Consider the following 21,313-nt stretch of genomic DNA (forward strand, 5'->3'; position numbering starts at 1 on the left):
CCGGCCCGGCTGCTCACCGGCCCGCCGACCGGGCCGCACGACGTGACGGGCGCGACGGACCTCGCGGGCTGGGCGCACACCGCCTGCCTGCTCCCGGCGGTCCGCTCGCACGGCGTACGCACGGTGAACTCCTGGCAGTTCGCCTCGCAGCAGCTGCCCGCCACCGGCGGCCGGGCGGCCTGGCTCTGCACCCGCGCGGACACCTGGCGCGGCACCGGGAGCCGGGTACTGGCCCAGTTCCGGGTCCCGGTGCCGGGCGCGGGCCGGGGTCCGGATCCGGACACGGTGGTGGCCCGCGCGGAGAACTCACCGGCCTGCGGGAAGCGGCAGCCACAGGTGCTCGCGGGTGTGCTGTGGAAGTCGCGCGGCGGCCAGTGGTACGTACTGGCGGCGGGCAGTACACAGTTCGCCTCGCTGGCCACGACGGGCGGCGTCACGGGCAGCACGACCGGCCGGCTGCTCGCCGTACCCGCGAAACAGGGCGCGAAGGCACAGCTGACCGGCCGGCTGGCGGACGGGACCCGGGTCAGCGCGCTGCGGTGACGGGGCCGGCGTGGCCCCGGAGTTCCTCGAAGCGGCCCCCGCAGGTCACGGGTCCCGTGGATCGGTGACCCGGTACCCCTCCCTCAGCGGGCCACCCACGCCGTCGAGCACCTCACCCGCCACGGCGGAGAGCTGCGCGGTGTCGGACAGGGCGTGGGCCAGCCGGTCGGCCAACGCCACGTCATGGTCCCGTAGTTCGCGGAACATCCATTTCCCGTTGCCCTGCCAGTGCCGCGCGGCCAGCAGGGCCAGTTGCGCGGTCTTGGTCAGGATTCGGCAGGCGATGAAGGCGGTCTCGCCGGGGTCGTCGGTACCGGTGAGGTCGTCGAGCAGGTCGGTGAGCTCATAGCGGTGCGCGTCCAGTTCGGCCGGGCTCGCGGCGGCGGGGCCCTCCGCCAGCCGATGGCGCATCTCGGCCTGCAGCCGTCCCCCCAGCCCGCACCGGTCGCTGACGATCGCCCCACCGGCAATCAGCCGGGGGATCCCCGGCCACCGGCGAGCCAGGTTGTCGGCGCAGTACGCGGCCAGGGTCCGCTCGTCGTGGATCAGTACCTCCACCGGCCACCCGGCCCAGCTCAACGAGTGCCGGCAAGGGCTGTCGCGCTCCCCGGTCACCACGACCATGTCCAGATCGGAGGTGCTGGTCCGGTGCTCGGTCAGCACGCTTCCGCCGACGATCACGGTAAGAGCGTCTCCGTAGGACTCGCGCGCGAGCAGGCGGGCAGCGGCGACAGGCTCCATCCGTTCCATGTGTCCCCCCGGTGAGTCAGATGCTGGTCAGGCCTGTGGGGCAGGCCCGCCCCCCCCTTCGCCCAGCCTGGCACAGCGGTGCCCGCCCCGGACCGCAAACGGGCCGAACGGCCGCGTGCAAGGCCCTGTCGCTCGGGCGTACCCATCGGTACATTGACGCCATGTCTAATACGCAGCCCGCCCCGGTGGCTTCGGAACACATAGCGCTCAAGGCCCGCAAGGTCTCCTTCGACTGGGCGGACACCCCGCTGCACTGGGTGCCGGGCGACCCGTTCACCACGCACACCATCAATGTGCTGCATCTGCTGCTCCCGGCGGGCGAACGCTGGTTCGTGCACGTCTACAAGCAGGTCTTGCCGCTGATCCGGGACGAGCGGCTGCGCGAGGACGTCATCGGGTTCATCGGCCAGGAGGCGATGCACTCGCAGGCCCACGACGACGTACTCCCGCACCTGGCGGCGCAGGGGCTCGACCCCTCCCCGTACACCGCGCAGGTCGACTGGCTCTTCGAGAAGCTGCTCGGCGACCGGACGCTGCCGCCCGGCCGGGCGAGCCGGTGGTGGCTGAAGGAGCGGGTCGCGACGATCGCCGCGATCGAGCACTACACGGCGTTCCTCGGCGACTGGGTGCTCAACGCGGAGGCGCTCGACCGGCGCGGGGCCGATCCCACCATGCTGGATCTGCTGCGCTGGCACGGTGCCGAGGAGGTCGAGCACCGGTCGGTCGCCTTCGAGGTCTTCCAGCACATCGACGGCGGCTACCGCCGCAGGGTCCGCACCTGGGCGACCGCCTTCTCCGCGCTGGTCTTCCTCTGGCAGCGCGGCGTCAGGTTCTTCATGGCGAACGACCCGCTGCTGGTGGACGGCAGGGCGACCCTGCGGGCGTACCACCGGCGCGGCAGGCAGGGGCTGCTGCCCACGACCGGGGCCATCGCCCGGTCGGTGCCCGGCTATCTGAGCCGTACGTACCACCCCTCGCAGGAGGGCAGCACGGCGCAGGCGGTGGCCTATCTCGCGAACTCCCCGGCCGCGAACCCGGGTTCCGGCACGGCGGACTTCCCGGCCGCGCACCCGGCTTCCGGCACGGCGGACTCCCCCGCCGCGGGCTGCCCCGCCGTGGACTCCAGCACCGTGGAGCCCCCCGCCGTGGAGCCCCCCGCCCTGGACTCCGTATCCGATGACTCCTCATCCGTGAACGGAGACCGCTGAGATGGCGCCGTCCCTGCCCCGCGTCCGTACGGTGGTCCTGGTCGCCGGTGCGGCCCTGCTGGCCAAGCGCGCCCTGCACCGCCGTATCGCCGCCTCCCCGCTCTGGCCGCTGCCCGCGCTGGAGACCCCGGTCTCCGGCCGTGGCCGCCGCCGGACGGCCGGCCGGCGGCTGCTGATCACCGAGCGCGCCGTGGAGGCCGACGGTGTGGTGCGGCTCCGGCTGGCGAGCGCGTCCGGTGAGCCGCTCGACGCCTGGGCTCCAGGCGCCCATCTGGATCTGGTGCTGCCGTCCGGGCTGGTCCGCCAGTACTCGCTGTGCGGGGATCCGGCCGACCGCACCGCGTACACGGTCGCCACCCGGCTGATCGAGGACGGCCGGGGCGGCTCCCGCGAGGTCCACGAACAGCTCCACGAGGGCGCGGAGATCGAGATCCGCGGCCCCCGCAACCGTTTCCCGCTGGTCGAGGCCGCTTCGTACGTCTTCGTCGCGGGCGGCATCGGGATCACGCCGGTCCTGCCGATGGTCCGGGCGGCCGAAGCGGCGGGCGCACGGTGGCGGCTGGTGTACTGCGGGCGCACCCGCGCCTCGATGCCCTTCCTCGCGGAAGCCGAGAGCCTGGCCGGCGGTGACCAGGGCCGGGTGACCGTGGTGCCGCAGGACGAACTCGGCCACCCCGTACTGGACTTCGCGGGCGACCCGCCGGGTACCGCGTACTACTGCTGCGGCCCTGAGGGGCTGCTCGCGGCGGTGACGGCCGCGCTCCCGGCCGGGGCGGCGCTCCATCTGGAGCGGTTCGCGCCGCAGGCCCAGGCGGCGGACTCGGGCGGCTTCGACGTCGAACTGCTGCGCTCCGGACGGACGGTGGCGGTCGCACCAGGCTCCACGGTGCTGGCCGCCGTCCGCGCGGAGGTGCCGGATGTGCCGTACTCCTGCGAGCAGGGCTTCTGCGGGACCTGTCAACAGCGCGTCGTGGCAGGCGAGATAGACCACAGGGACGAGCTGCTGACGGACGCGGAGCGGGACGGCTCGATGCTGATCTGTGTGTCACGGGCCCGGGGCGGGCGGCTGGTCCTCGACCTGTGAACCCCGCGGGGCAGATGCCGGATGTCAAGGGCTCCGCGGGCCCGGGGAGCCCTTGACACCCCGGATCGGCAGGAGGAGCATCCTCACGTCGTTGACAACGTTGTCGGACGGCGCGCCGTTCCGGGAGGTCGTCCGGAGGGTCAACGGCGCATCCGCTTCCGGCACGTTGACCGTCCGTCACACACGAAGGGCAGGAACGGGTGTCAGACACGCACAACCGTCGGACGCGCACCGGGACCAGAGCGCTCAGCTCTGTCGTGGTGACCGCCATGGCCGCCCTGGGGATGGCGGCCACCGCCGCCCCCGCCTCGGCCGCATCCCCGCACGGCACCGTCAAGGATCCGGTGTCGTACGTCCACCCGCTGATCGGTTCCGCCAACGCGGGCAACACCTACCCGGGCGCCGTGCAGCCCTTCGGGATGCTTGCCTGGAGCCCGCAGAACTCGAAGGGCAAGCAGGTCTCCACGCCCGCGCCCGGCGGCTATCAGTACGACGCCACGAAGATCCGCGGCTTCAGCCTCACCCACCTCAACGGGGTGGGCTGTTCCGGCGCGAACGGCGATATCCCGATCATGCCGTACACGGGTGACGTCGACTCATCGCCCAGCGCGGACACCACCGACGCCAAGTACGCCAGCGGCTTCTCGCACACCGACGAGAGCGCTTCGCCCGGCTATTACAAGGTCGGCCTGGACAGCGGCGCTTCCGCCGCGCTCACCACGACGGCGCGCACCGGCACCGGGCAGTTCGGCTTCCCCAAGTCCAAGCCGGCCAGCATGCTCTTCCGTACATCGAACTCGGAGAGCGGCAGCACGGACGCCACCGTGAAGATCGACAAGAAGGCCCGGACCGTGACCGGCTCGGTCACCGCGGGCAACTTCTGCGGTCCGCAGAGCGCGAACAACCGGCACGACCTGTACACGCTGTACTTCACCGCGCACTTCGACAAGGCGTTCGCCAAGGTCGGCACCTGGAAGGACAGCACGGTCAGCCCCGGCTCCACCGCGGCGTCCGGCGGTACGGGCTACAGCTCGTCCGGCAACGCCGTGGAGGGCAAGGGCTCCGGCGCGTACATCACCTTCGCCGACGGCACCACCAAGGCGCAGGCCAAGGTCGCCGTCTCCTATGTGAGCCCGCAGAACGCCGAGGCCAACCTCCGCGCCGAGAACTCCCCCCGCAAGAGCTTCGGCTCCGTGAAGTCGCAGGCGGCCAAGGTGTGGAACAAGGTGCTGAAGTCGGTCGAGGTGGGCGGCGGCACCGACGCCCAGCGCTCGACCTTCTACACCGCGCTCTACCACTCGATGCTGGAGCCGACGCTGACCAGCGACGTCGACGGCCGCTATCTGGGCGCCGACCGCAAGCCGCACCGCCTTGCCAAGGGACAGAAGGCGCAGTACGGCACCTTCTCCGGCTGGGACCAGTACCGGGCGCAGGTGCAGCTGATGACGCTGCTCAACCCGCGGGCGGGCAGCGACTACGCGCAGTCGCTCTACAACTACGCGGGCCAGCGCGGCGGCGAGTGGGACCGCTGGCTCCTGGAGAACGGCAAGACGAGCGTGATGTCCGGCGACCCGTCGGACGCGGCACTCGCCGGGATATACGCCTTCGGCGGCCATGACTTCGACGTCAAGGGCGCACTGAAGTCGCTGGTCAAGGCGGCGACCGTGCCGACGGCGAACGACTCGGACAGTGCGGGCTGCAATGTCGAGTGTGTGGGCCAGCGCCCGGCGCTCGACAAGTATCTGGACCTCGGGTACGTGCCGTCCGACAACTGCCACTGCTGGGGCGGCGCCGCCGAGACGCTGGAGGACGCGGCGGCCGACTACGGGCTCTCCGAGCTGTCCCGGCAGACCGGGAAGAACGCCGACGCGAAGAAGTTCCTCGACCGTTCGGGGAACTGGACGAACGTCTTCGACGCCAACGCCACACCGCAGGGCGGCTATATCCGCGACCGCAAGGCGGACGGCACCTGGGCGGGCACCTTCACCCCCGGCACCGGCAGCGGCTTCGTCGAGGGGACCAGCGCCCGCTACACCTGGATGGTGTACTCGGACGTGGCGGGCCTGGCGTCCGCGATGGGCGGCAACGACACCGCGGTGAAGCGGCTCGACGCGTTCTTCCGCACGCCGGACGGCAAGTTCGACTTCTCGGCGAAGGACGACACACGGTACGACGCGACCAACGAGCCGGACATCAACACGCCTTATCTGTACGACTACCTGGGCGCCCCGTACAAGACGCAGGAGACCGTCCGCGCGGAGATGGACCAGCTGTGGACGGACGCTCCGGGCGGCATCCCCGGTAACGACGACGCCGGGACCATGTCGTCCTGGTACGTCTTCTCGGCGCTCGGCATGTACCCGCAGAACCCGAGCCGCGCCGATATGACACTCTCGGCGCCGCTGTTCCCGCACGCGGTGGTGCACACCGGGCACGGGCGGACCATCACCGTCAACGCCCCGGCCGCATCGGCGGACAACACGTACATCCAGGGGCTGAAGGTCAACGGCCACACGTCCGCCAAGCCCTGGGTCCCGGCCTCGCTGGTCACCCGCGGCGGCACCCTCGACTACACGCTGGGTGCGAAGGCAGACACCTCGTGGGGCAGCGCGGCGGCCGACGCCCCGCCGTCCTTCCCGGGCGGCGGTCTGAAGTACTTCACCGGTGCCACCCCCGAGCAGCTGAAGGTCGAGCCCGGCTCGGCCGGCGCCGACACCACGGTCAAGGTGCAGACGCTGGAGAAGAAGCCGACCACGGTGCACTGGACGGCGACCCCGCCGGCCGGCGTCACGGTGACTCCCGCGCAGGGCGACTTCACGGTCCCGGCGGGCGGTTCGGTGAGCGCGAAGCTGTCCGTGTCGGCCGCGTCCGGTACGGCGGAGGGCCACTACACCGTGCCGGTCACGCTGCAGTCGTCCACCGGCACCGAGCTGCCGAAGACGTCGGTCGCGGTGACCGTCGCCGCGAAGAACGGCATGCTCTGGAACCGGAACAGCACGGCGATCTCCACCGACGACGACAACCCGCAGGCCAACTTCGACGGTGAGGGCTGGAGTTACTCGGGCAAGGCGCTGGCAGCGGCGGGCGCTGCCCCCGGCGGCACGGTGTCGTCCGGCGGCTTCGACTTCAGCTGGCCGAAGGTGGCGGCGGGCGACCCCGACAACATCGAGGTGGCCGGGGACACCCCGCAGGTGCTGAACGTCCCGGCGGCGCAGGGTGCCACGAAGCTCGGTCTGCTGGGCAGCGCGGCGGAGGGTTCGGCCAGCGGTACGGCGACGCTGACGTACACCGACGGCACCACGCAGAAGGCGGACATCGGCTTCAGCGACTGGACGCTGGGCGGCGGGGCCGACAAGCCGTCCTTCGGCAACACGGTCGCGGTCCACACCGCGTACCGCGATGTCCAGGGCGGCGGCACGGACCCGGTCGGCACGGAGGTCTTCGCGACCGCGCCGATCGCGCTCCAGGCGGGCAAGCAGCTGGCGAGCGTGACGCTGCCGTCCTCGACGGACGGCGGTGTGCTGCACGTCTTCGCGGTGGCCACCGCCTGACGGGGCGGCCACCGGCCGGCGGGCCGGCGCGGCACGGATTCCGTGCGGCGCCGGCCCGTTCGCTTCTCCCCTCGCCCGTCCCCGTTTACCCTCCCCGTCTCCCCCGATTCCCCCTTCGCTGCCCTCTCCTCCCCCGGGGCCGGTGCACCGCGCCGGTGGCCGGAGCGGCTGTGGCACTCTGGGCTGGTGCCCGTCCTCGCGTCCGATCTGCTGGCCCAGCGTGAACTGCGGCTGACCGCGGTGACCTCCCCCGACTCCTGGCCCGACGTGCCGATCAGCTGGTCGTCCACCACCGAGCTGGAGGACCCCGTCCCGTTTCTGCGCGGCGGTGAGCTGGTGCTGACCACCGCGCTGCGCAGGCGCACGCGTGACCAGTGGGACCGGCTGGTGCGTGACCTGGTGGCGGTGCCGGTCGCGGCGCTCTGTGTCGGGACCGGGCTGGTCCACGACCGGGTGCCTGCCGGGCTGCGGGCCGCCGCCGAACGGCACGGGCTGGCGCTTCTGAGGTCGCCGGTGGAGATCCCGTTCATCCAGATCAGCCGGTGGACGGCGGACCAGATCTTCGCCGAGCAGTACGCCCGTACCCGGTTGATGATCCATCTGCAGGAGGAGATCACCGAGGCCCTGCTCGCCGGCCGCGGGCTGCGCCACCTCGTGTCGGTGCTGGCCCGCCGGCTGGGCGCCGATGTGGCCGTCCTCGATCCGGCCGGCGCGGTCCTCGAACAGCACCCGCGGTCGGCGCGGTGGTCCGTGGACGAGGTCGCCGCCGCCTCGGACGCGCCGCGGACAGCGGCTCCGGGCCTGGTGTCCTTCCCGGTACGGGCGGACGGCACCGTCGCCGGGTATCTCGTGGCCCGGGGCCCCGACGAGCAGGTGACGCTGCTCGCGCCGGTGGCCGGTCTGGCCGGCCTGGAGATCGCCCGCCGCCAGGCGCTGCTGTCCGGCCGCCGTGAACTGGTCGGCCAGGTCGTCACCGACATCCTGCACCACGGTCTGAGGGGGAACGAGGCGGAGCGGAAGCTGGCCAGGATCGGGGTGGATCCGCAGGGCAGCCACCGGGTGGTCGTGGCGAGTTCCGGGCAGGCCGCATCGCTGCTGCGGCAGCGGCCCCTCGACCTGGCGGCGCTGCTGCGCGGGCAGTCCGACCCGTACCCCATGTGCCCGCTGGACGACGGGATCGTCGTGCTCGTCGGTGCGGACGGCGACGCCAGGACCGTCGCCGGCCGGCTGTTGCACCACATCGGCGGCGGGCCCGGCACGACGACGGCGGTCGGGGTGAGCGGGCCGCACCAGGGGGCCCAAGGCATCCGGATCGGTTACCACGAGGCCCGGCAGGCCCAGCGCCAGGGGCCGGGCGTGCAGGAGTGCCGCACGCTGTCGCTGCCGGGGCTGCTGCTGAGCAGCGCCGATCTGCCGCTGACGGAGCTGGCGACGGCCCTGCTCGAACCGGTGCGCCGTTACGACGCCGTGCACGGCGCCGCCCTGGAGGCCACCGTGCGCAGCTATCTCGCACACGACGGTTCGGTGACGGAGACCTGCCGTGCCATGAATCTGCACCGCAACTCGCTGCGGTACCGCCTCGGGCAGATCGAGCGCCTGCTGGGCAAGCGGCTCACGGTGACCCAGGACCGGCTGGAGCTCTGGCTGGCGCTCCAGGTGCTGGGCCCCGCCGACGGTTGAGGGCGCCGCGGGTCAGCGGCCCAGCACCTGGCGGGCCATGACCACCCGCTGGATCTGGTTGGTGCCCTCGTAGATCTGGGTGATCTTCGCGTCGCGCATCATCCGCTCGACCGGGTGGTCGCGGACGTATCCCGCCCCGCCCAGCAGCTGAACGGCGTCGGTCGTGACGGCCATGGCCGTGTCGGACGCGAGGCACTTCGCGGCGGCGCCGAGGAAGGTCAGGTCGGCGGCCCCGGCCTGGGAGGCCGCGGCGGCGCGGTAGGTCAGAGTGCGGGCCGCCTCGATACGCATCGCCATGTCGGCGATCATGAACTGGACGCCCTGGAACTCCGCGACCGGATGCCCGAACTGGTGGCGCTCGCGTACGTAGTCCACCGCGTAGTCCAGGGCGCCCTGGGCGATGCCCACGGCCTGGGCCGCGATGGAGATCCGGGTGTGGTCCAGCGTCCCGAGCGCCAGCCGCAGCCCGCGCCCCCGCTCGCCCAGCAGCCGGTCGGCGGGGAGGTGGACACCGTCGAAGTGGACCTCCTTGGTGACCGAACCGTGCAGGCCCATCTTGCGTTCCGGGGCACCGTAGGAGATGCCTTCGTCGGCCCCTTCGACGATGAAAGCGGAGATGCCGCGCTTGCCCTGGCCGGGGTCGGTGACCGCGAACACGATCAGCACGGCGGCCTCGCCGGCCGATGTGATCCAGCTCTTGGTGCCGGAGAGCCGCCAGCCGTCGTCAGTGGGCTCCGCCCGGCAGGTCATCGCCGCGACGTCGCTGCCCGCCTCGCGCTCGGAGATCGCGTACGCGCACAGCGCATCGCCCGAAGCCACCTGCGGCAGATACCGGTCGAGCTGTGCGTCGGACCCGGCGAGCAGCAGCGGGGTGACGCCGAGTTTGTTGGAGCTGAGCACGGTGGAGATGCCCGCGGACACCCGTGCCACTTCCTCGATGGCGATGGCCTGGGCGAGTGTGTCGGCGCCCGCCCCCTCGTACCGTTCGGGGACGCCGAGCGCGTGGAATCCGGCGGAGACGAGTTCCGCGTAGCCGTCGGCGGAGAAGACGTCCTCGGTGTCCGCGCGGTCCGCCAGCGGCTGGATCCGGTCCTCGGCGAAGGCGCGTACGGAGGCACGGAAGTCCTCGTACTCGTCAGGCATCCGGTACGCGGGCTGTTCCTGCGGTGTCTGTTCAGAGGTGCTCATGGCCTCAAGTCATCCACCCCTCCACCGCCCGGCACCATGTGCGCGTGCACAACAGTGGCAGCGATCTCCGTGTTCATGCACATATCCCCGGGCCCGCCCGCGCTCCTAGCGTTCGGCGCAGTCGAACTGAGGAGTTGCCATGCCGGCGTTGAGCGGCATTCGTGTGCTGGACCTGTCGCGGGTACTGGCCGGCCCGTTCTGTACGTCCCTGCTGGCCGACATCGGGGCCGATGTCGTCAAGGTCGAGCCGCCGGGCGGTGACGACACCAGGCGGCTCGGCCCGTTCGCGAAGGACGTCAGCGTCTACTTCGCGATGCTCAACCGGGACAAGCGGAGCATCGCACTCGACCTCAAGGATCCCGCGGACCTGGAGACCCTGTGGTCGCTGGCCGCGCACGCCGACGTACTCGTGGAGAACTTCCGTCCGGGCGTCGCCGACCGGCTCGGCATCGGCGCGGCGGCGCTGCTCGCCCACAACCCGCGGCTGGTGTACGCGAGCATCTCCGGTTTCGGGCAGTCGGGCGCCATGTCCGGGCGCCCCGCCTACGACCTGATCATCCAGGCCATGTCGGGGATCATGGAGACCACCGGCAGTCCGGACGGCGAGCCGACCAAGGTCGGTGAGTCCATCGCCGATCTGCAGGCCGGTCTCTACGGTTCGTGGGCGATCTGCGCCGCGCTGGTCGAACGGGCCCGCACCGGCCGGGGCCAGCACCTGGACATCGCCATGCTGGACGCGATGGTCTCGCTCCAGCTCACCGGCGCCAGCCTGCTGGCGGCCGACGGCGCCCCGCCCACCCGGGTCGGCAACCGGCATCCGGTCTCCACGCCGTTCGGTGTCTACCGGGCGGCCGACGCACCGGTGGTCCTGGCCGCCGCCAACGACCGCACCTTCCACCGGCTGCTGGATCTGATCGGCCGCCCCGAGCTGGCCGAACACCCCGTCTACCGCACCGACGAGGCGCGTACGGCCCACGAGCCGGAGGTCCGCGCCACCATCGAGAGCTGGACGCGGCAGCACTCCGCGGCCGAGATCGTCGCGCTCGCCGGGGAACAGGGCGTTCCCGCGGGCCCGGTGCAGGATCTCCAGCAGGCCATCGACAGTGTCCGCCCGCGGGGCGTCACCGGCGGGTTCCTGCATCCTTCGCTGGAGGGCATGACCGCCCTGCGCCAACCCGTCGTGTTCCAGGGCGCGTCCGGCGCCGCGCCGTCCAGCACCCCGGACCTGGACGCGCACCACGAGGAGATCATCCGCGACTGGACCGGCGGCTGATGCTCACGGGGGAGCCGGTCCGCCCAACACCCGGCGGCACCACAGTCGGTACCCTGTTCTCCATGACGACCGGGGTACGCCGCAGGATGGGCGTCGAAGAGCGCAGGCAGCAGCTGATCAGCGTCGCCCTCGACCTGTTCAGCCACCGCTCCCCCGACGATGTCTCCATCGACGAGATAGCCGCGGCCGCGGGCATTTCGCGGCCGCTCGTCTACCACTACTTCCCCGGCAAGCAGAGTCTGTACGAGGCGGCGCTGCGCCGCGCCGCCGACGAGCTGGCCGAGCGGTTCGTCGAGCCGCGCGAAGGGCCGCTGGGGGCACGGCTGCTGCGGGTGATGCAGCGGTTCTTCGACTTCGTCGACGAGCACGGCCCCGGCTTCTCGGCGCTGATGCGCGGCGGCCCCGCGGTGGGTTCCACCACCACCAGCGCGATGATCGACGAGGTGCGCACCGCCGCGTATCTCCAGATCCTGTCCCATCTGGATGTCCAGGAGCCGCCCGCCAGGCTCCAGTTGGTGGTCAGATCCTGGGTGTCGCTCGCCGAGTCGACCGCGCTGATCTGGCTGGACGGGCGGAGCATTCCGCGGGCCGAGCTGGAATTGCAGCTGGTGCACGACTTCGCGGCGCTGGCCGCGGTGAGCGCAGCGTACGACACAGCGATGGCGTCGGTCGTACGGCGGATACTGAGCGAGGAACCCGCCGACGGGCCGTTCGGGGACCTGGTGGGGCGGCTGCTCTCCCTGGCACCGCTGCCCGGGGCTGAGCCGCCCGCCGCTGAGCTGCCCGCCCAGCGGACCGGCTGAGTCCAGCTCAGGGTTTTCCGTAGACCACGGTGACCTGTTTGAAGCCGAGCGAGTGCAGCAGCCCCTGGAGCATGCTCGTGGTGTTCTTCTCGGCGCGTGCCGCCAGGCCGCTGTCCTTGGCCGCGTCGGCGATGTGCCGCGCCGCGAGCTTCTGCACCGCGTGCTCGTTGTTGGGGTTGTCCGAGAAGAAGTCGCCGAGCCGGTCGAGCAGCCCGCGCTGCTTGGAGACGGCGTACGAGCGGTCCGGGTCGATGGCGGGCTTGGCGAGCACCGCGTGCGGCAGCCGGAGCGTGGCCGTGGTGCGGTCCTTGTTCACGGTCACCCCGCTGGTGCCGGTCCTGCCGAGGTCGACATAGGAGCCGACGGTGCCGGCGCCCACGTACAGCATCCGGGAGCCGCGGATCGCGTCCGGCAGGAACTTGGTGTCCTTCTCCAGGTCCACGACGACCTGGAAGTTCCCTGACGCGGCCTCGTACCGGCTCATGTCCTGGATCGACTTGAGCAGGGCGGGGCCCGACCGGTCCTGGGTCTTCTCGCCGAACACGTCGCCGAGGCCCGGCAGCAGGTCGAGCCTGCTGCCGAGCAGCAGCAGCGCGAGGACCAGGACCAGGCCCACCGGCGCTTTGATCCACCAGGAGCGACGGGTACCGCGACGCCCCTGATCACTCGCCGCGCCCCTCGCTGGGTCCCTCTCCGCTTCGGTCTCTGCTCGGGTCTGCGTCATGGGGTCCGGGTTCCCCCGTACTCCATGAACACTCGGCCCCTGCTCAGCCGTTGCGGTAGGACGGGTCCAGATCGCGGGTCTCGGCGGAGAGGTGCACCGTGCCGGGCGTGGGCTTCAGATGCCGGCGTACGAGGCCGATGACCGCCTCGCTGAGCCGCGCCTTGGCCTCGTCCGTGCGGCCGGCCAGCAGCGCGATGTCGACATGCACCACGGCGTCGTCACCGGCGCCGTCACCCACGACGAATCCGGCCGTCCTGACGAAGCGCGTCTTGCAGGCGGGGAGCCGGGCGGCGACCGTCTCCACGACGACCGGGTGCACGCCGAGCGCGAAGCCCGTACGGTCGAACGCGTCCTCCAGGGAGTCGGAGTACTCGACGGTGATCTGCGGCATGGCGGATTCCTCCCGGCTGCGGTCGGGGACGGACGGCGCCCGCCCCGGGGCGGCAGGGCGGAGCGGCGCGCTGCCACCGCCCAGCCTCGCACGCCGCTCCCGCCGCCGGTCAGCCGGTACGCCGGGCCGTGGAGCCCCGTACCACCAGCTCGGGCCGGAAGACGAACTCCGTACGCTGGACCGGGTTTCCGCCGATCTCCTCCAGGAGCGCGCCCACCGCAGCCGCGGCCATCGCCTGGACGGGCTGGCGGACCGTCGTCAGCGGCGGACTGGTGAAGGCGATCAGCTGCGAGTCGTCGAAGCCGACCACCGAGATGTCGTCGGGGACTTCGAGTCCGCGCTCGCGGGCCGCCCGGACGACACCCAGCGCCATCAGGTCGCTGCCGCACACCACGGCCGTGCACCCCTGGTCGAACAGCGCGCCCGCCGCGGCCCGGCCGCCCTCGACGCTGAACAGGGTGTGCTGGATCAGGGCTCCGGCCTCGTCGGCCGACTGTCCGAGCCGGGCCGCCACCGCCTCGATGAACCCCTCGCGTTTGCGGCGCGACGGCACATAGCGGAGCTGGCCGATGGCCAGACCGATCCTGCGGTGCCCGAGGTCGGCGAGATGGCGCACGGCCATCTGGGCCGCCGCGTGGTCGTCGGGCGAGACGAAGGGCGCGCTGATCCGTTCGTTGTAGCCATTGATCAGGACGAACGGCACCCCGCGCTCGGTGAGACCGGCGTACCGCTCCGGGTCGGACGAGGTGTCGGCGTGCAGTCCCGAGAGGAAGACGATGCCGCCCACCCCGCGCTCCACCAGCTGCTCGACCAGTTCGTCCTCGGTGGCGCCGCCCGGCATCTGCGTACAGAGGACCGGGGTGAAGCCGTGCCCCGCGAGCACCTGCTCCACGGCCTGGGCGAAGGCCGGGAAGATGGGGTTGGTCAGCTCGGGGGTCACCAGACCGATCAGCCCGGCGCTGCGCCGGCGCAGCCGTACGGGCCGCTCGTAGCCGAGGACGTCGAGCGCCGCGAGCACCCGCTGGCGCGTGGTGTCCGCGACGCCCGGCTTCCCGTTGAGCACCCGGCTCACGGTGGCCTCGCTGACGGCGGCCTGCGCGGCGATGTGCGCGAGGCGGGGAGGTGCCGTCACACCGACCACCAGACGGTGCTGTCCGCGGGCAGCTCGAACTCGCTGTTCTCCGGCAGGACTCCGGTGGCTCCGGTGGCTCCGGTGACTTCGGCAGCTCCGGTGGCTCCGGTGACCTCGGTGCTGGCCAGTACCATCCGCCCCGGCACGGGCAGGCGCACCGGGCGGCCGGTGGTGTTGACCGTGCAGCGGAAGCCGGGGCGGGCGAACGCCAGCACACCGTCCGGGGTGCCGGGGAGCCACTCGACGGACTCGCCTGCGCCGAGGCCGGGCAGCTCCCGCCGTAGGGAGAGCGCGCGCCGGTACAGCTCCAGGGTGGATCCGCTGTCGCCGGTCTGCGCCTCGACGCTCAGCGCGCCCCAGCCCGCGGGCTGCGGGAGCCAGCTGCCGCCGCTGCCGAAGCCGTACGAGGAGCCTTCGGCGGTCCACGGAAGGGGCACCCGGCAGCCGTCGCGGAAGCCGTCCTGGCCGGCCGCGCGGAAGAACGACGGGTCCTGCCTGACCTCGTCGGGCAGGTCGGTGACGTCCGGGAGGCCCAGTTCCTCGCCCTGGTAGAGGTAGGCCGAGCCGGGCAGCGCCAGCATCAGCAGGGTCGCCGCACGGGCCCGCCGCAGGCCGAGCTCCGGGTCGCCCGGGGTACGGATCTGGGTGCCGGCCGGCGGATTGGCGAAGCGGGTCGTGTGCCGGGTGACGTCGTGGTTGGAGAGCACCCAGGTGGCGGGGGCACCCACCGGGCGCATCGCCGCCAGCGACCCATCGATGACCTCGCGCAGCTCGGCGGCGTCCCAGTGGGTGCCCAGGTACTGGAAGTTGAACGCCTGGTGCAGCTCGTCGGGGCGTACGTAGTGTGCGGTGCGCTCCACCGTCGGCGTCCATGCCTCGGCCACGGCTATCCGCTCGCCCGGGTACTCGTCGAGGATGGTGCGCCAGGAGCGGTAGATCTCGTGGACGCCGTCCTGGTCGAAGAACGGCATGACGTCATTGCCCAGCAGCCTGAGCTGGTCGCTGCCGCCGAGGTCGGGCAGGCCGGGCGCCTTGACGAGCCCGTGGGCGACGTCGACCCGGAAGCCGTCGACGCCCATGTCGAGCCAGAACCGCAGGATCGAGCGGAACTCGTCGGCGACCGCCGGGTGCTCCCAGTTGAGGTCGGGCTGCTCGGGGGCGAAGAGATGGAGGTACCAGGAGCCGTCGGCCACCCGGGTCCAGGCGGGGCCGCCGAAGATGGACTCCCAGTCGTTGGGCGGGAGTTCACCGTTCTCGCCCTTTCCCGCGCGGAAGTGGTAGCGGTCGCGCAGCGGCGACGACGGGCCGTCGCCGATGGCGCGCCTGAACCACTCGTACTGGTCGGACGTGTGGTTGGGCACCACGTCCACGATGATCCGCAGCCCGAGGTCATGGGCGTCGCGGATCAGCGCGTCGGCGTCCAGGAGCGTGCCGAACATGGGGTCGATGGCCCGGTAGTCGGCGACGTCGTATCCGGCGTCGGCCTGTGGGGACGCGTAGAACGGCGAGAGCCAGACCGCGTCGATACCGAGGTCGCGCAGATACGGCAGCCGGCTGCGGACGCCTTCGATGTCGCCCATGCCGTCGCCGTTGCTGTCGGCGAAGCTGCGCGGATAGACCTGATAGATCACCGCGTCCCGCCACCAGCCGGTGCGGTCAGCGGCCGACGGGGCGGCGGCGCGGTCGGCGGGGGCGGCGGAGTGCTGAGTCATGTCTTCCCTGGGTGAGTCAGATGCGTCAGTCAGATGCGTCAGATGTGTCAGATGCGTCATGGGGGGTGTGCGGAAGGGGCTCAGCCCTTGGTCCCGCCCGCCGTCAGGCCGGTGACCAGGTGCTTCTGCACCAGGTAGAAGATGACGGAGACGGGGATGGCGATGAGGACGGCGGTGGCCGCCATGTAGTTCCACTGGGCGTCGTGCTCGCTGACGAAGCTGGAGAGGCCCACCGCGAGGGTGTACTTGCTGTCGTCGAGCATGAACGTCGAGGCGAAGGCGACCTCGCCCCAGGCGGTCAGGCAGGTGTAGAAGCCGGCCACCGCGAGGCCGGGCCTGGCGAGCGGCAGGATGAGCCGCCAGAAGGTGCCGAAGGGGCTGAGCCCGTCGACCCGTCCCGCCTCGTCGATCTCGTACGGGATGGTGTCGAAGTACCCCTTGAGCATCCAGGCGCAGTACGGCACGGCGGTGGAGCAGTACACCAGGATCAGGGCGCCGAAGGTGTCGATGAGGCCGAGGTCCGCGAGGATCACGTACATCGGCACCATCAGGACGGCGACCGGGAACATCTGGGTGACGAGCAGCAGCCACATCAGCTTCTTGTGACCGGGGAACCGCATCCGGGAGACCGCGTAGCCGGCGGTGGCGGCCATGAACACGCCGATGACGCTGGTCGCGACGGCGATCAGGGCGGTGTTGCCGAGCCAGGTGAAGAAGCGGGTGTGCTCCAGGACGAAGGAGTAGTTGGAGAACGAGAGCTTGGACCAGATCCGGCCCGGGTGCAGATAGTCGCTCTTGTCGGGGCCGAGCGAGAGGAAGGCCAGCCAGGCGATCGGGAAGAGCGCGATCAGACTGGCGATACTGAGCGCCGTGTGCGAGAGCACGGTGGCCCTGCGGCTTGGCCGGTCGCGGCGGACCGGGCGGGCGGGCCGCCGCACGGGCTGCGGCGTCCGCTCGGCCGGTGTGGTCTCCGTGGTGAGAGTCATCGGGGTTCCTGCCTTCGGGGTTCCGGCCGGTCTCAGCTGTTGGCCTTCTCGCTACGGGCCAGCCAGCGCCGGTAGAAGGAGGTGAAGACGATCAGGATGGAGAGCAGCAGTACGCCGTACGCCGCCGACTGGGCGTAGTCCCTGGGCTGCTGGCCGAAGCCCAGGCGGTAGGCCCAGGTGACGAGGATCTGGGCGTCGGGTGCGCCGTTGCCGAACAGCAGGAAGATGATGGCGAACTGGTTGAACGTCCAGATGATGCCGAGCAGGACGACGGTGGAGCTGACCGAGCGCAGGCCGGGCAGTGTGACGTTGATGAAGCGCTGCCAGGGGCTCGCGCCGTCCATCTCGGCGGCCTCGTACAGGTCGGCGGAGATCGACTGGAGTCCGCCGAGCAGCGACACCATCATGAAGGGCACACCGCACCAGGTGTTGACGATGATCGCGGCGAGCTGCTGGAAGTGCGGCTCCTCCAGCCAGGCGGGCTGGGGCAGCTGGAGGCCGCCGAGCACCGCGTTCACGATGCCGGAGTCACCGAGCATGATCCGCCAGGAGAAGACGGTGACGAACGTGGGCACCGCCCAGGGCAGGATCAGCAGCATCCGGTAGAAGGTCCGGCCGCGGAGCTTCTGGTTGAGCAGCAGGGCCAGGCCGAGGCCGATGCAGTAGTGCAGGGCCACGCAGGCGGCGGTCCAGACGACGGTCCAGAGGAAGTGGGACCAGAAGCGGTCCCAGGCCGTCGGGCCCCAGAGGATGTCCGCGTAGTTGTGCAGACCGATGAACTTGTAGGTGGCGTCGATGTGGTTGACGCCGATGGTGCGGGCCGAGTTCAGGCTGTTCGCGTCGGTCAGGGTGAGGTAGAGGCCCTGGACCAGCGGGTAGCCCACCAGCACGCCGAGGACGACGACGACCGGGGCCGCCATCGCGTAGGCGTACCAGTGCTTCTGCCAGGACTGTTTGATGCGCTGCGCCGGCCCACGACGCTTGGGGCCCGCGCCTGCGACGGCAACGGTCATCTTGACACCTTTTCAGGGGAGTTCGGCGGGACGCACGGCGATCGGCCGCCGGGCCCGCGGGTGCTTGCGGGCCGGCGGCCGGCTGATCACTTGGTGAAGTCGGGGACCAGCTTGGCCATGGCCTCGTTGAGCGCCTTGACGCCGCTCCGGAGTGATTCCTTGCCGTCGGCGACCTTGGGCAGCTCGGTGTCCATCGGGCCCCAGAGCGAGCTGTACTCGGGCAGCTCCGGCCGTGGCTGCGAGGCGCCGAGTACCTTCTGGAACCCGGCGATCCCGGGGTCCGCGGTGACCTTGGCGGTGTAGGCGTCGGAGCGGGTCGGCAGCGTGGAGTTCTTGAGCGCGATCTGCTCCTGGCTCTTCGCCGACGTCATGAAGTTCAGGAACTTCAGCGACGCGGTCTGGTGCGCCTTGTCCGAGCCCGCGTAGACGGCGAGGTTGTGGCCGCCGGTCGGGGCGCCCGCCTTGCCGGTGGAGCCGGCCGGGACGGTGGCGATGCCCAGGTTCTTCTTGTCCTTGAAGGCCGAGCCCTTGTAGAAGTTCGTGATCTCCCAGGGGCCCTGGATGATCGAGGCGACCTTGCCGTTGACGAAGGCGTCCTGCTGGTGGGCGTAGGCGTCGGCGGTGGTGTCCGCCTTGTGCAGGCCGGGGCCGTCGAAGAGGCCCTGCCAGGTCTGCAGGCCCTTGACCGCCGGGGCGCCGGCGATGGTGACCTTCTTCTGCGCGACGTCGACGGTGTCGGTGCCCTCGCCGTACAGGAAGGGCTGTGCGTAGTAGCCGGCGGTGCTGGCCCAGTAGCCGTCGGCCTTGGTCCTGGACTTGACCGCGGCCGCGTCGCTCTTCAGCTCGCCCCAGGTGGCGGGGGCCTTGGTGATGCCGGCCTTGGCGAAGAGCGCCTTGTTGTAGACGAAGGCGAGGGTGTCCGTGACCAGCGGGACACCGTAGGTCTTGCCGTCGAACCGCGCCTGCTTCAGCAGGTTGGGCTCGAAGTGCGCCTTGTCCTTGAGGGCTTCGGTGCCGTCCAGCGGGAGGAAGTAGCCCTTCTTGGCGAAGGCCGGGGTCCAGCCGACCTCGGAGCGCAGCACGTCCGGGGCGCCCTTGGCACCGGCGGCCGTGTCGAACTTGTTCTGTGCCTGGTCGAAGGGGACGTTGACGTACGTGACCTTGATGCCCTTGTTCGCCGCTTCGAACTCCTTGACCAGGGCGCGGTACGTGGGGGCCTCGTTCGTGGCGTTCGATGTGTCCCACCAGGTGATGGTGGTGACGCCGTCCGCCTTGTCACTGCCGCTGTCGCCGCCGCAGGCAGTCGCCGTGAGCGCCAGGGCCCCGGCCAGGGCGGTGGCCGCTATGCCACGTCGCATGTGAACTCCTTCGAGGGGTGCCGTTCCGTCACGGCTCCGGGTCGTCGAGGAACGTAACAAGGATGAAAGAAGACCGAAAGACCTTGCGAAGGATTTCCGCAAGAAGCCGTCTTCGTTACCTCGGCGTGTCCGCACAGTTGCCGTGACAGCCCTTGTCAAACGGGGCATTGGGGGTCTCGTGGGCCCGCGCCTGAGGTCGCGGCGGTCTACGCAAGAGCTTGCAAGGCTGTTACTTTCGGGGCGCACCGGCGTTGTTCCCGTACGTTGCAGGACCTCCGAAAGGGATCACATGACGCAGCAGCTCACCGGCGCGGCCACCACATCCGGGGCCCGCACCCGATGGTGGCGGGACGCCGTCATCTACCAGGTGTACGTACGGTCCTTCGCGGACAGCGACGGCGACGGCATCGGCGATCTGCGGGGCATCGAGGAGCGGCTTCCGTACCTCGCGGAGCTGGGCGCCGACGCGGTCTGGCTCACCCCCTTCTACGCGTCGCCGCAGGCGGACGGCGGCTACGACGTCGCCGACTACCGCGTCGTCGACCCGCTGTTCGGGACGCTGGCCGACGCCGAGTCGCTGCTGCGCACCGCGCACCGGCTGGGGCTGCGGGTGATCGTGGACGTGGTCCCCAACCACACGTCGGACCGGCATGTGTGGTTCAGGGAGGCGCTGGCGGGCGGCCCGGCCCGCGCCCGCTACCACTTCCGGCCGGGGCGCGGCCCCGAGGGCGAACTGCCGCCCAACGACTGGCAGTCGGTGTTCGGCGGCCCGGCCTGGACCCGGGTGGCCGACGGCTCCTGGTACCTCCATCTCTTCGCCCCCGAGCAGCCCGACCTCAACTGGGAGAACGCGGAGGTGCGCGCCGAGTTCGACTCGGTCCTGCGGTTCTGGCTGGAGCTGGGCGGGCGCGGGGTCGACGGATTCCGTATCGATGTGGCGCACGGCATGGTCAAGGCCGCCGGGCTGCCCGACATCGGCACCGCCGAGCAGGTGCGGATGATCGGCTCGCAGACGCTCCCCTTCTTCGACCAGGACGGCGTGCACGAGATCCACCGCTCCTGGCGGACGCTGCTCGACTCCTACCCGGGCGAACGCATCGGTGTCGCGGAGGCATGGGCCCCGTCCTCCGAGCGCCTGGCCCTGTACGTACGCCCCGACGAACTGCACCAGGCGTTCAACTTCCAGTTCCTGCGGTGCCCCTGGGACGCGGCGGCGATGCGCACGGTGGTGGACGAATCGCTGGCCGCGACGGCCTCGGTGGGTGCGCCCACCACCTGGGTCCTCTCCAACCACGACGTCGTACGCCATGTGACGCGGTACGGGGGCGGCGCGGCCGGGCTGCGCCGGGCCAGGGCGGCGGCGCTGCTGATGCTGGCGCTGCCCGGTTCGGTCTACCTCTACCAGGGCGAGGAACTCGGGCTGCCCGAAGTCACCGATCTGCCCGACGAGCTGCGCGAGGACCCGTCGTTCTTCCGCGGCGCCGGGCAGGACGGGCTGCGGGACGGCTGCCGGGTGCCGGTGCCCTGGACCGAGGAGGGGCCCTCGTACGGATTCGGGCCGGGCCCGGGGTGGCTGCCGCAGCCGGAGAGCTGGGGCGGGTACTCCGTCGGGGCGCAGACCGGGGACCCCGGATCGACCCTGGAGCTGTACCGTGCCGCGCTCGCGCTCCGGCGCCGGCTGGACGGTCTCGGCGACGGCCCGATGAGCTGGCTCGAAGGGCCCCCCGGGGTACTGGTCTTCACCCGGCCGGGTTTCGTCTGCACCGTCAACACCCTGCCGGGCGCGGTCGAACTGCGCGTACCCGGGCGGCCGCTGCTGTCGTCGGCAGCCCCGGACATCTCCGGTGAGTCGGTGCGCGTTCCCGGTGATTCCTGCACCTGGTGGGCAATCTGACACACGCCCGGTACAGTCCATTC

General features: G+C 71.3%; 16 protein-coding genes and 1 pseudogene. 8 read left to right on the plus strand and 9 right to left on the minus strand.

What is annotated here, in order from left to right:
* Window positions 1-543, plus strand: a pseudogene (locus tag G3I19_RS05005) (hypothetical protein); the annotation flags it as partial.
* Between the two features lie 45 nt (window positions 544-588).
* Here the strand turns inward: G3I19_RS05005 and G3I19_RS05010 are convergent.
* Window positions 589-1,293: a nucleotidyltransferase domain-containing protein gene (locus tag G3I19_RS05010; protein ID WP_164259888.1), complete on the minus strand. Its 705-nt coding sequence runs from the start codon at window positions 1,291-1,293 to the stop codon at window positions 589-591.
* 161 nt (window positions 1,294-1,454) lie between these two features.
* On the opposite strand from G3I19_RS05010, the gene G3I19_RS05015 reads away from it, so the two are divergent.
* The 4 genes from G3I19_RS05015 to G3I19_RS05030 all read left to right on the plus strand — a co-directional run bounded on the left by G3I19_RS05015 (window position 1,455) and on the right by G3I19_RS05030 (window position 8,816).
* A complete protein-coding gene (locus G3I19_RS05015; RefSeq protein WP_164259890.1) occupies window positions 1,455-2,501 on the plus strand; it encodes a metal-dependent hydrolase in 1,047 nt (348 codons plus the stop codon).
* Window position 2,502: 1 nt separating this feature from the next.
* Window positions 2,503-3,585, plus strand: a complete 1,083-nt coding sequence (locus G3I19_RS05020) for a PDR/VanB family oxidoreductase (protein WP_164259891.1) — start codon at window positions 2,503-2,505, stop codon at window positions 3,583-3,585.
* Between the two features lie 269 nt (window positions 3,586-3,854).
* Window positions 3,855-7,136: a GH92 family glycosyl hydrolase gene (locus G3I19_RS05025; RefSeq protein ID WP_164259893.1), complete on the plus strand. Its 3,282-nt coding sequence runs from the start codon at window positions 3,855-3,857 to the stop codon at window positions 7,134-7,136.
* A 186-nt stretch (window positions 7,137-7,322) separates the two neighbouring features.
* Entirely contained in the window at window positions 7,323-8,816 is a 1,494-nt protein-coding gene (locus tag G3I19_RS05030) for a PucR family transcriptional regulator (protein ID WP_164259895.1), read from the plus strand.
* Between the two features lie 12 nt (window positions 8,817-8,828).
* On the opposite strand, the gene G3I19_RS05035 is transcribed toward G3I19_RS05030, so the two are convergent.
* Window positions 8,829-10,004: an acyl-CoA dehydrogenase family protein gene (locus G3I19_RS05035; RefSeq protein WP_164259897.1), complete on the minus strand. Its 1,176-nt coding sequence runs from the start codon at window positions 10,002-10,004 to the stop codon at window positions 8,829-8,831.
* A gap of 139 nt (window positions 10,005-10,143) precedes the next feature.
* On the opposite strand from G3I19_RS05035, the gene G3I19_RS05040 reads away from it, so the two are divergent.
* Both G3I19_RS05040 and G3I19_RS05045 read left to right on the plus strand, forming a co-directional pair.
* Window positions 10,144-11,277, plus strand: a complete 1,134-nt coding sequence (locus tag G3I19_RS05040; protein WP_164259899.1) for a CoA transferase — start codon at window positions 10,144-10,146, stop codon at window positions 11,275-11,277.
* A 62-nt stretch (window positions 11,278-11,339) separates the two neighbouring features.
* The gene (locus G3I19_RS05045) at window positions 11,340-12,080 is read left to right on the plus strand and encodes a TetR/AcrR family transcriptional regulator (RefSeq protein WP_164259901.1); all 741 of its coding nucleotides are present in this window, start codon (window positions 11,340-11,342) and stop codon (window positions 12,078-12,080) included.
* Window positions 12,081-12,087: 7 nt separating this feature from the next.
* Here the strand turns inward: G3I19_RS05045 and G3I19_RS05050 are convergent, their stop codons facing one another.
* From G3I19_RS05050 to G3I19_RS05080, 7 genes are all read right to left on the minus strand, one after another.
* Window positions 12,088-12,696: a DUF4230 domain-containing protein gene (locus G3I19_RS05050; protein WP_343234986.1), complete on the minus strand. Its 609-nt coding sequence runs from the start codon at window positions 12,694-12,696 to the stop codon at window positions 12,088-12,090.
* 151 nt (window positions 12,697-12,847) lie between these two features.
* Window positions 12,848-13,195, minus strand: coding sequence for a 5-carboxymethyl-2-hydroxymuconate Delta-isomerase (locus G3I19_RS05055; protein ID WP_164259905.1), 348 nt, complete (start codon window positions 13,193-13,195; stop codon window positions 12,848-12,850).
* 109 nt (window positions 13,196-13,304) lie between these two features.
* Window positions 13,305-14,327, minus strand: a complete 1,023-nt coding sequence (locus G3I19_RS05060) for a LacI family DNA-binding transcriptional regulator (RefSeq protein ID WP_343234987.1) — start codon at window positions 14,325-14,327, stop codon at window positions 13,305-13,307.
* Complete coding sequence (locus G3I19_RS05065) at window positions 14,324-16,039, minus strand: glycoside hydrolase family 13 protein (RefSeq protein WP_164259907.1); 1,716 nt, start codon at window positions 16,037-16,039, stop codon at window positions 14,324-14,326. The genes G3I19_RS05060 and G3I19_RS05065 overlap by 4 nt, the downstream gene beginning before the upstream one ends.
* An 80-nt stretch (window positions 16,040-16,119) precedes the next feature.
* On the minus strand, window positions 16,120-17,025 hold the full coding sequence (locus G3I19_RS05070; protein ID WP_164259909.1) for a carbohydrate ABC transporter permease: 906 nt from the start codon (window positions 17,023-17,025) through the stop codon (window positions 16,120-16,122).
* 32 nt (window positions 17,026-17,057) lie between these two features.
* Window positions 17,058-18,038, minus strand: coding sequence for a sugar ABC transporter permease (locus G3I19_RS05075; protein ID WP_164259911.1), 981 nt, complete (start codon window positions 18,036-18,038; stop codon window positions 17,058-17,060).
* An 86-nt stretch (window positions 18,039-18,124) separates the two neighbouring features.
* Window positions 18,125-19,396 carry an extracellular solute-binding protein gene (locus G3I19_RS05080; RefSeq protein ID WP_164259913.1) on the minus strand — a complete coding sequence of 424 codons (1,272 nt, stop codon included), beginning with the start codon at window positions 19,394-19,396 and terminating at the stop codon, window positions 18,125-18,127.
* Window positions 19,397-19,685: 289 nt separating this feature from the next.
* Between G3I19_RS05080 and G3I19_RS05085 the strand changes: the two genes are divergently transcribed.
* Window positions 19,686-21,290 (plus strand): glycoside hydrolase family 13 protein, encoded by a 1,605-nt coding sequence (locus G3I19_RS05085; protein ID WP_164259915.1) that lies wholly within the window; start codon window positions 19,686-19,688, stop codon window positions 21,288-21,290.
* The last annotated feature ends 23 nt before the right edge of the window (window positions 21,291-21,313 follow it).

Origin of the sequence: Streptomyces sp. SID10853 (assembly GCF_010548145.1) — a bacterium.
GTDB lineage: Bacteria > Actinomycetota > Actinomycetes > Streptomycetales > Streptomycetaceae > Streptomyces.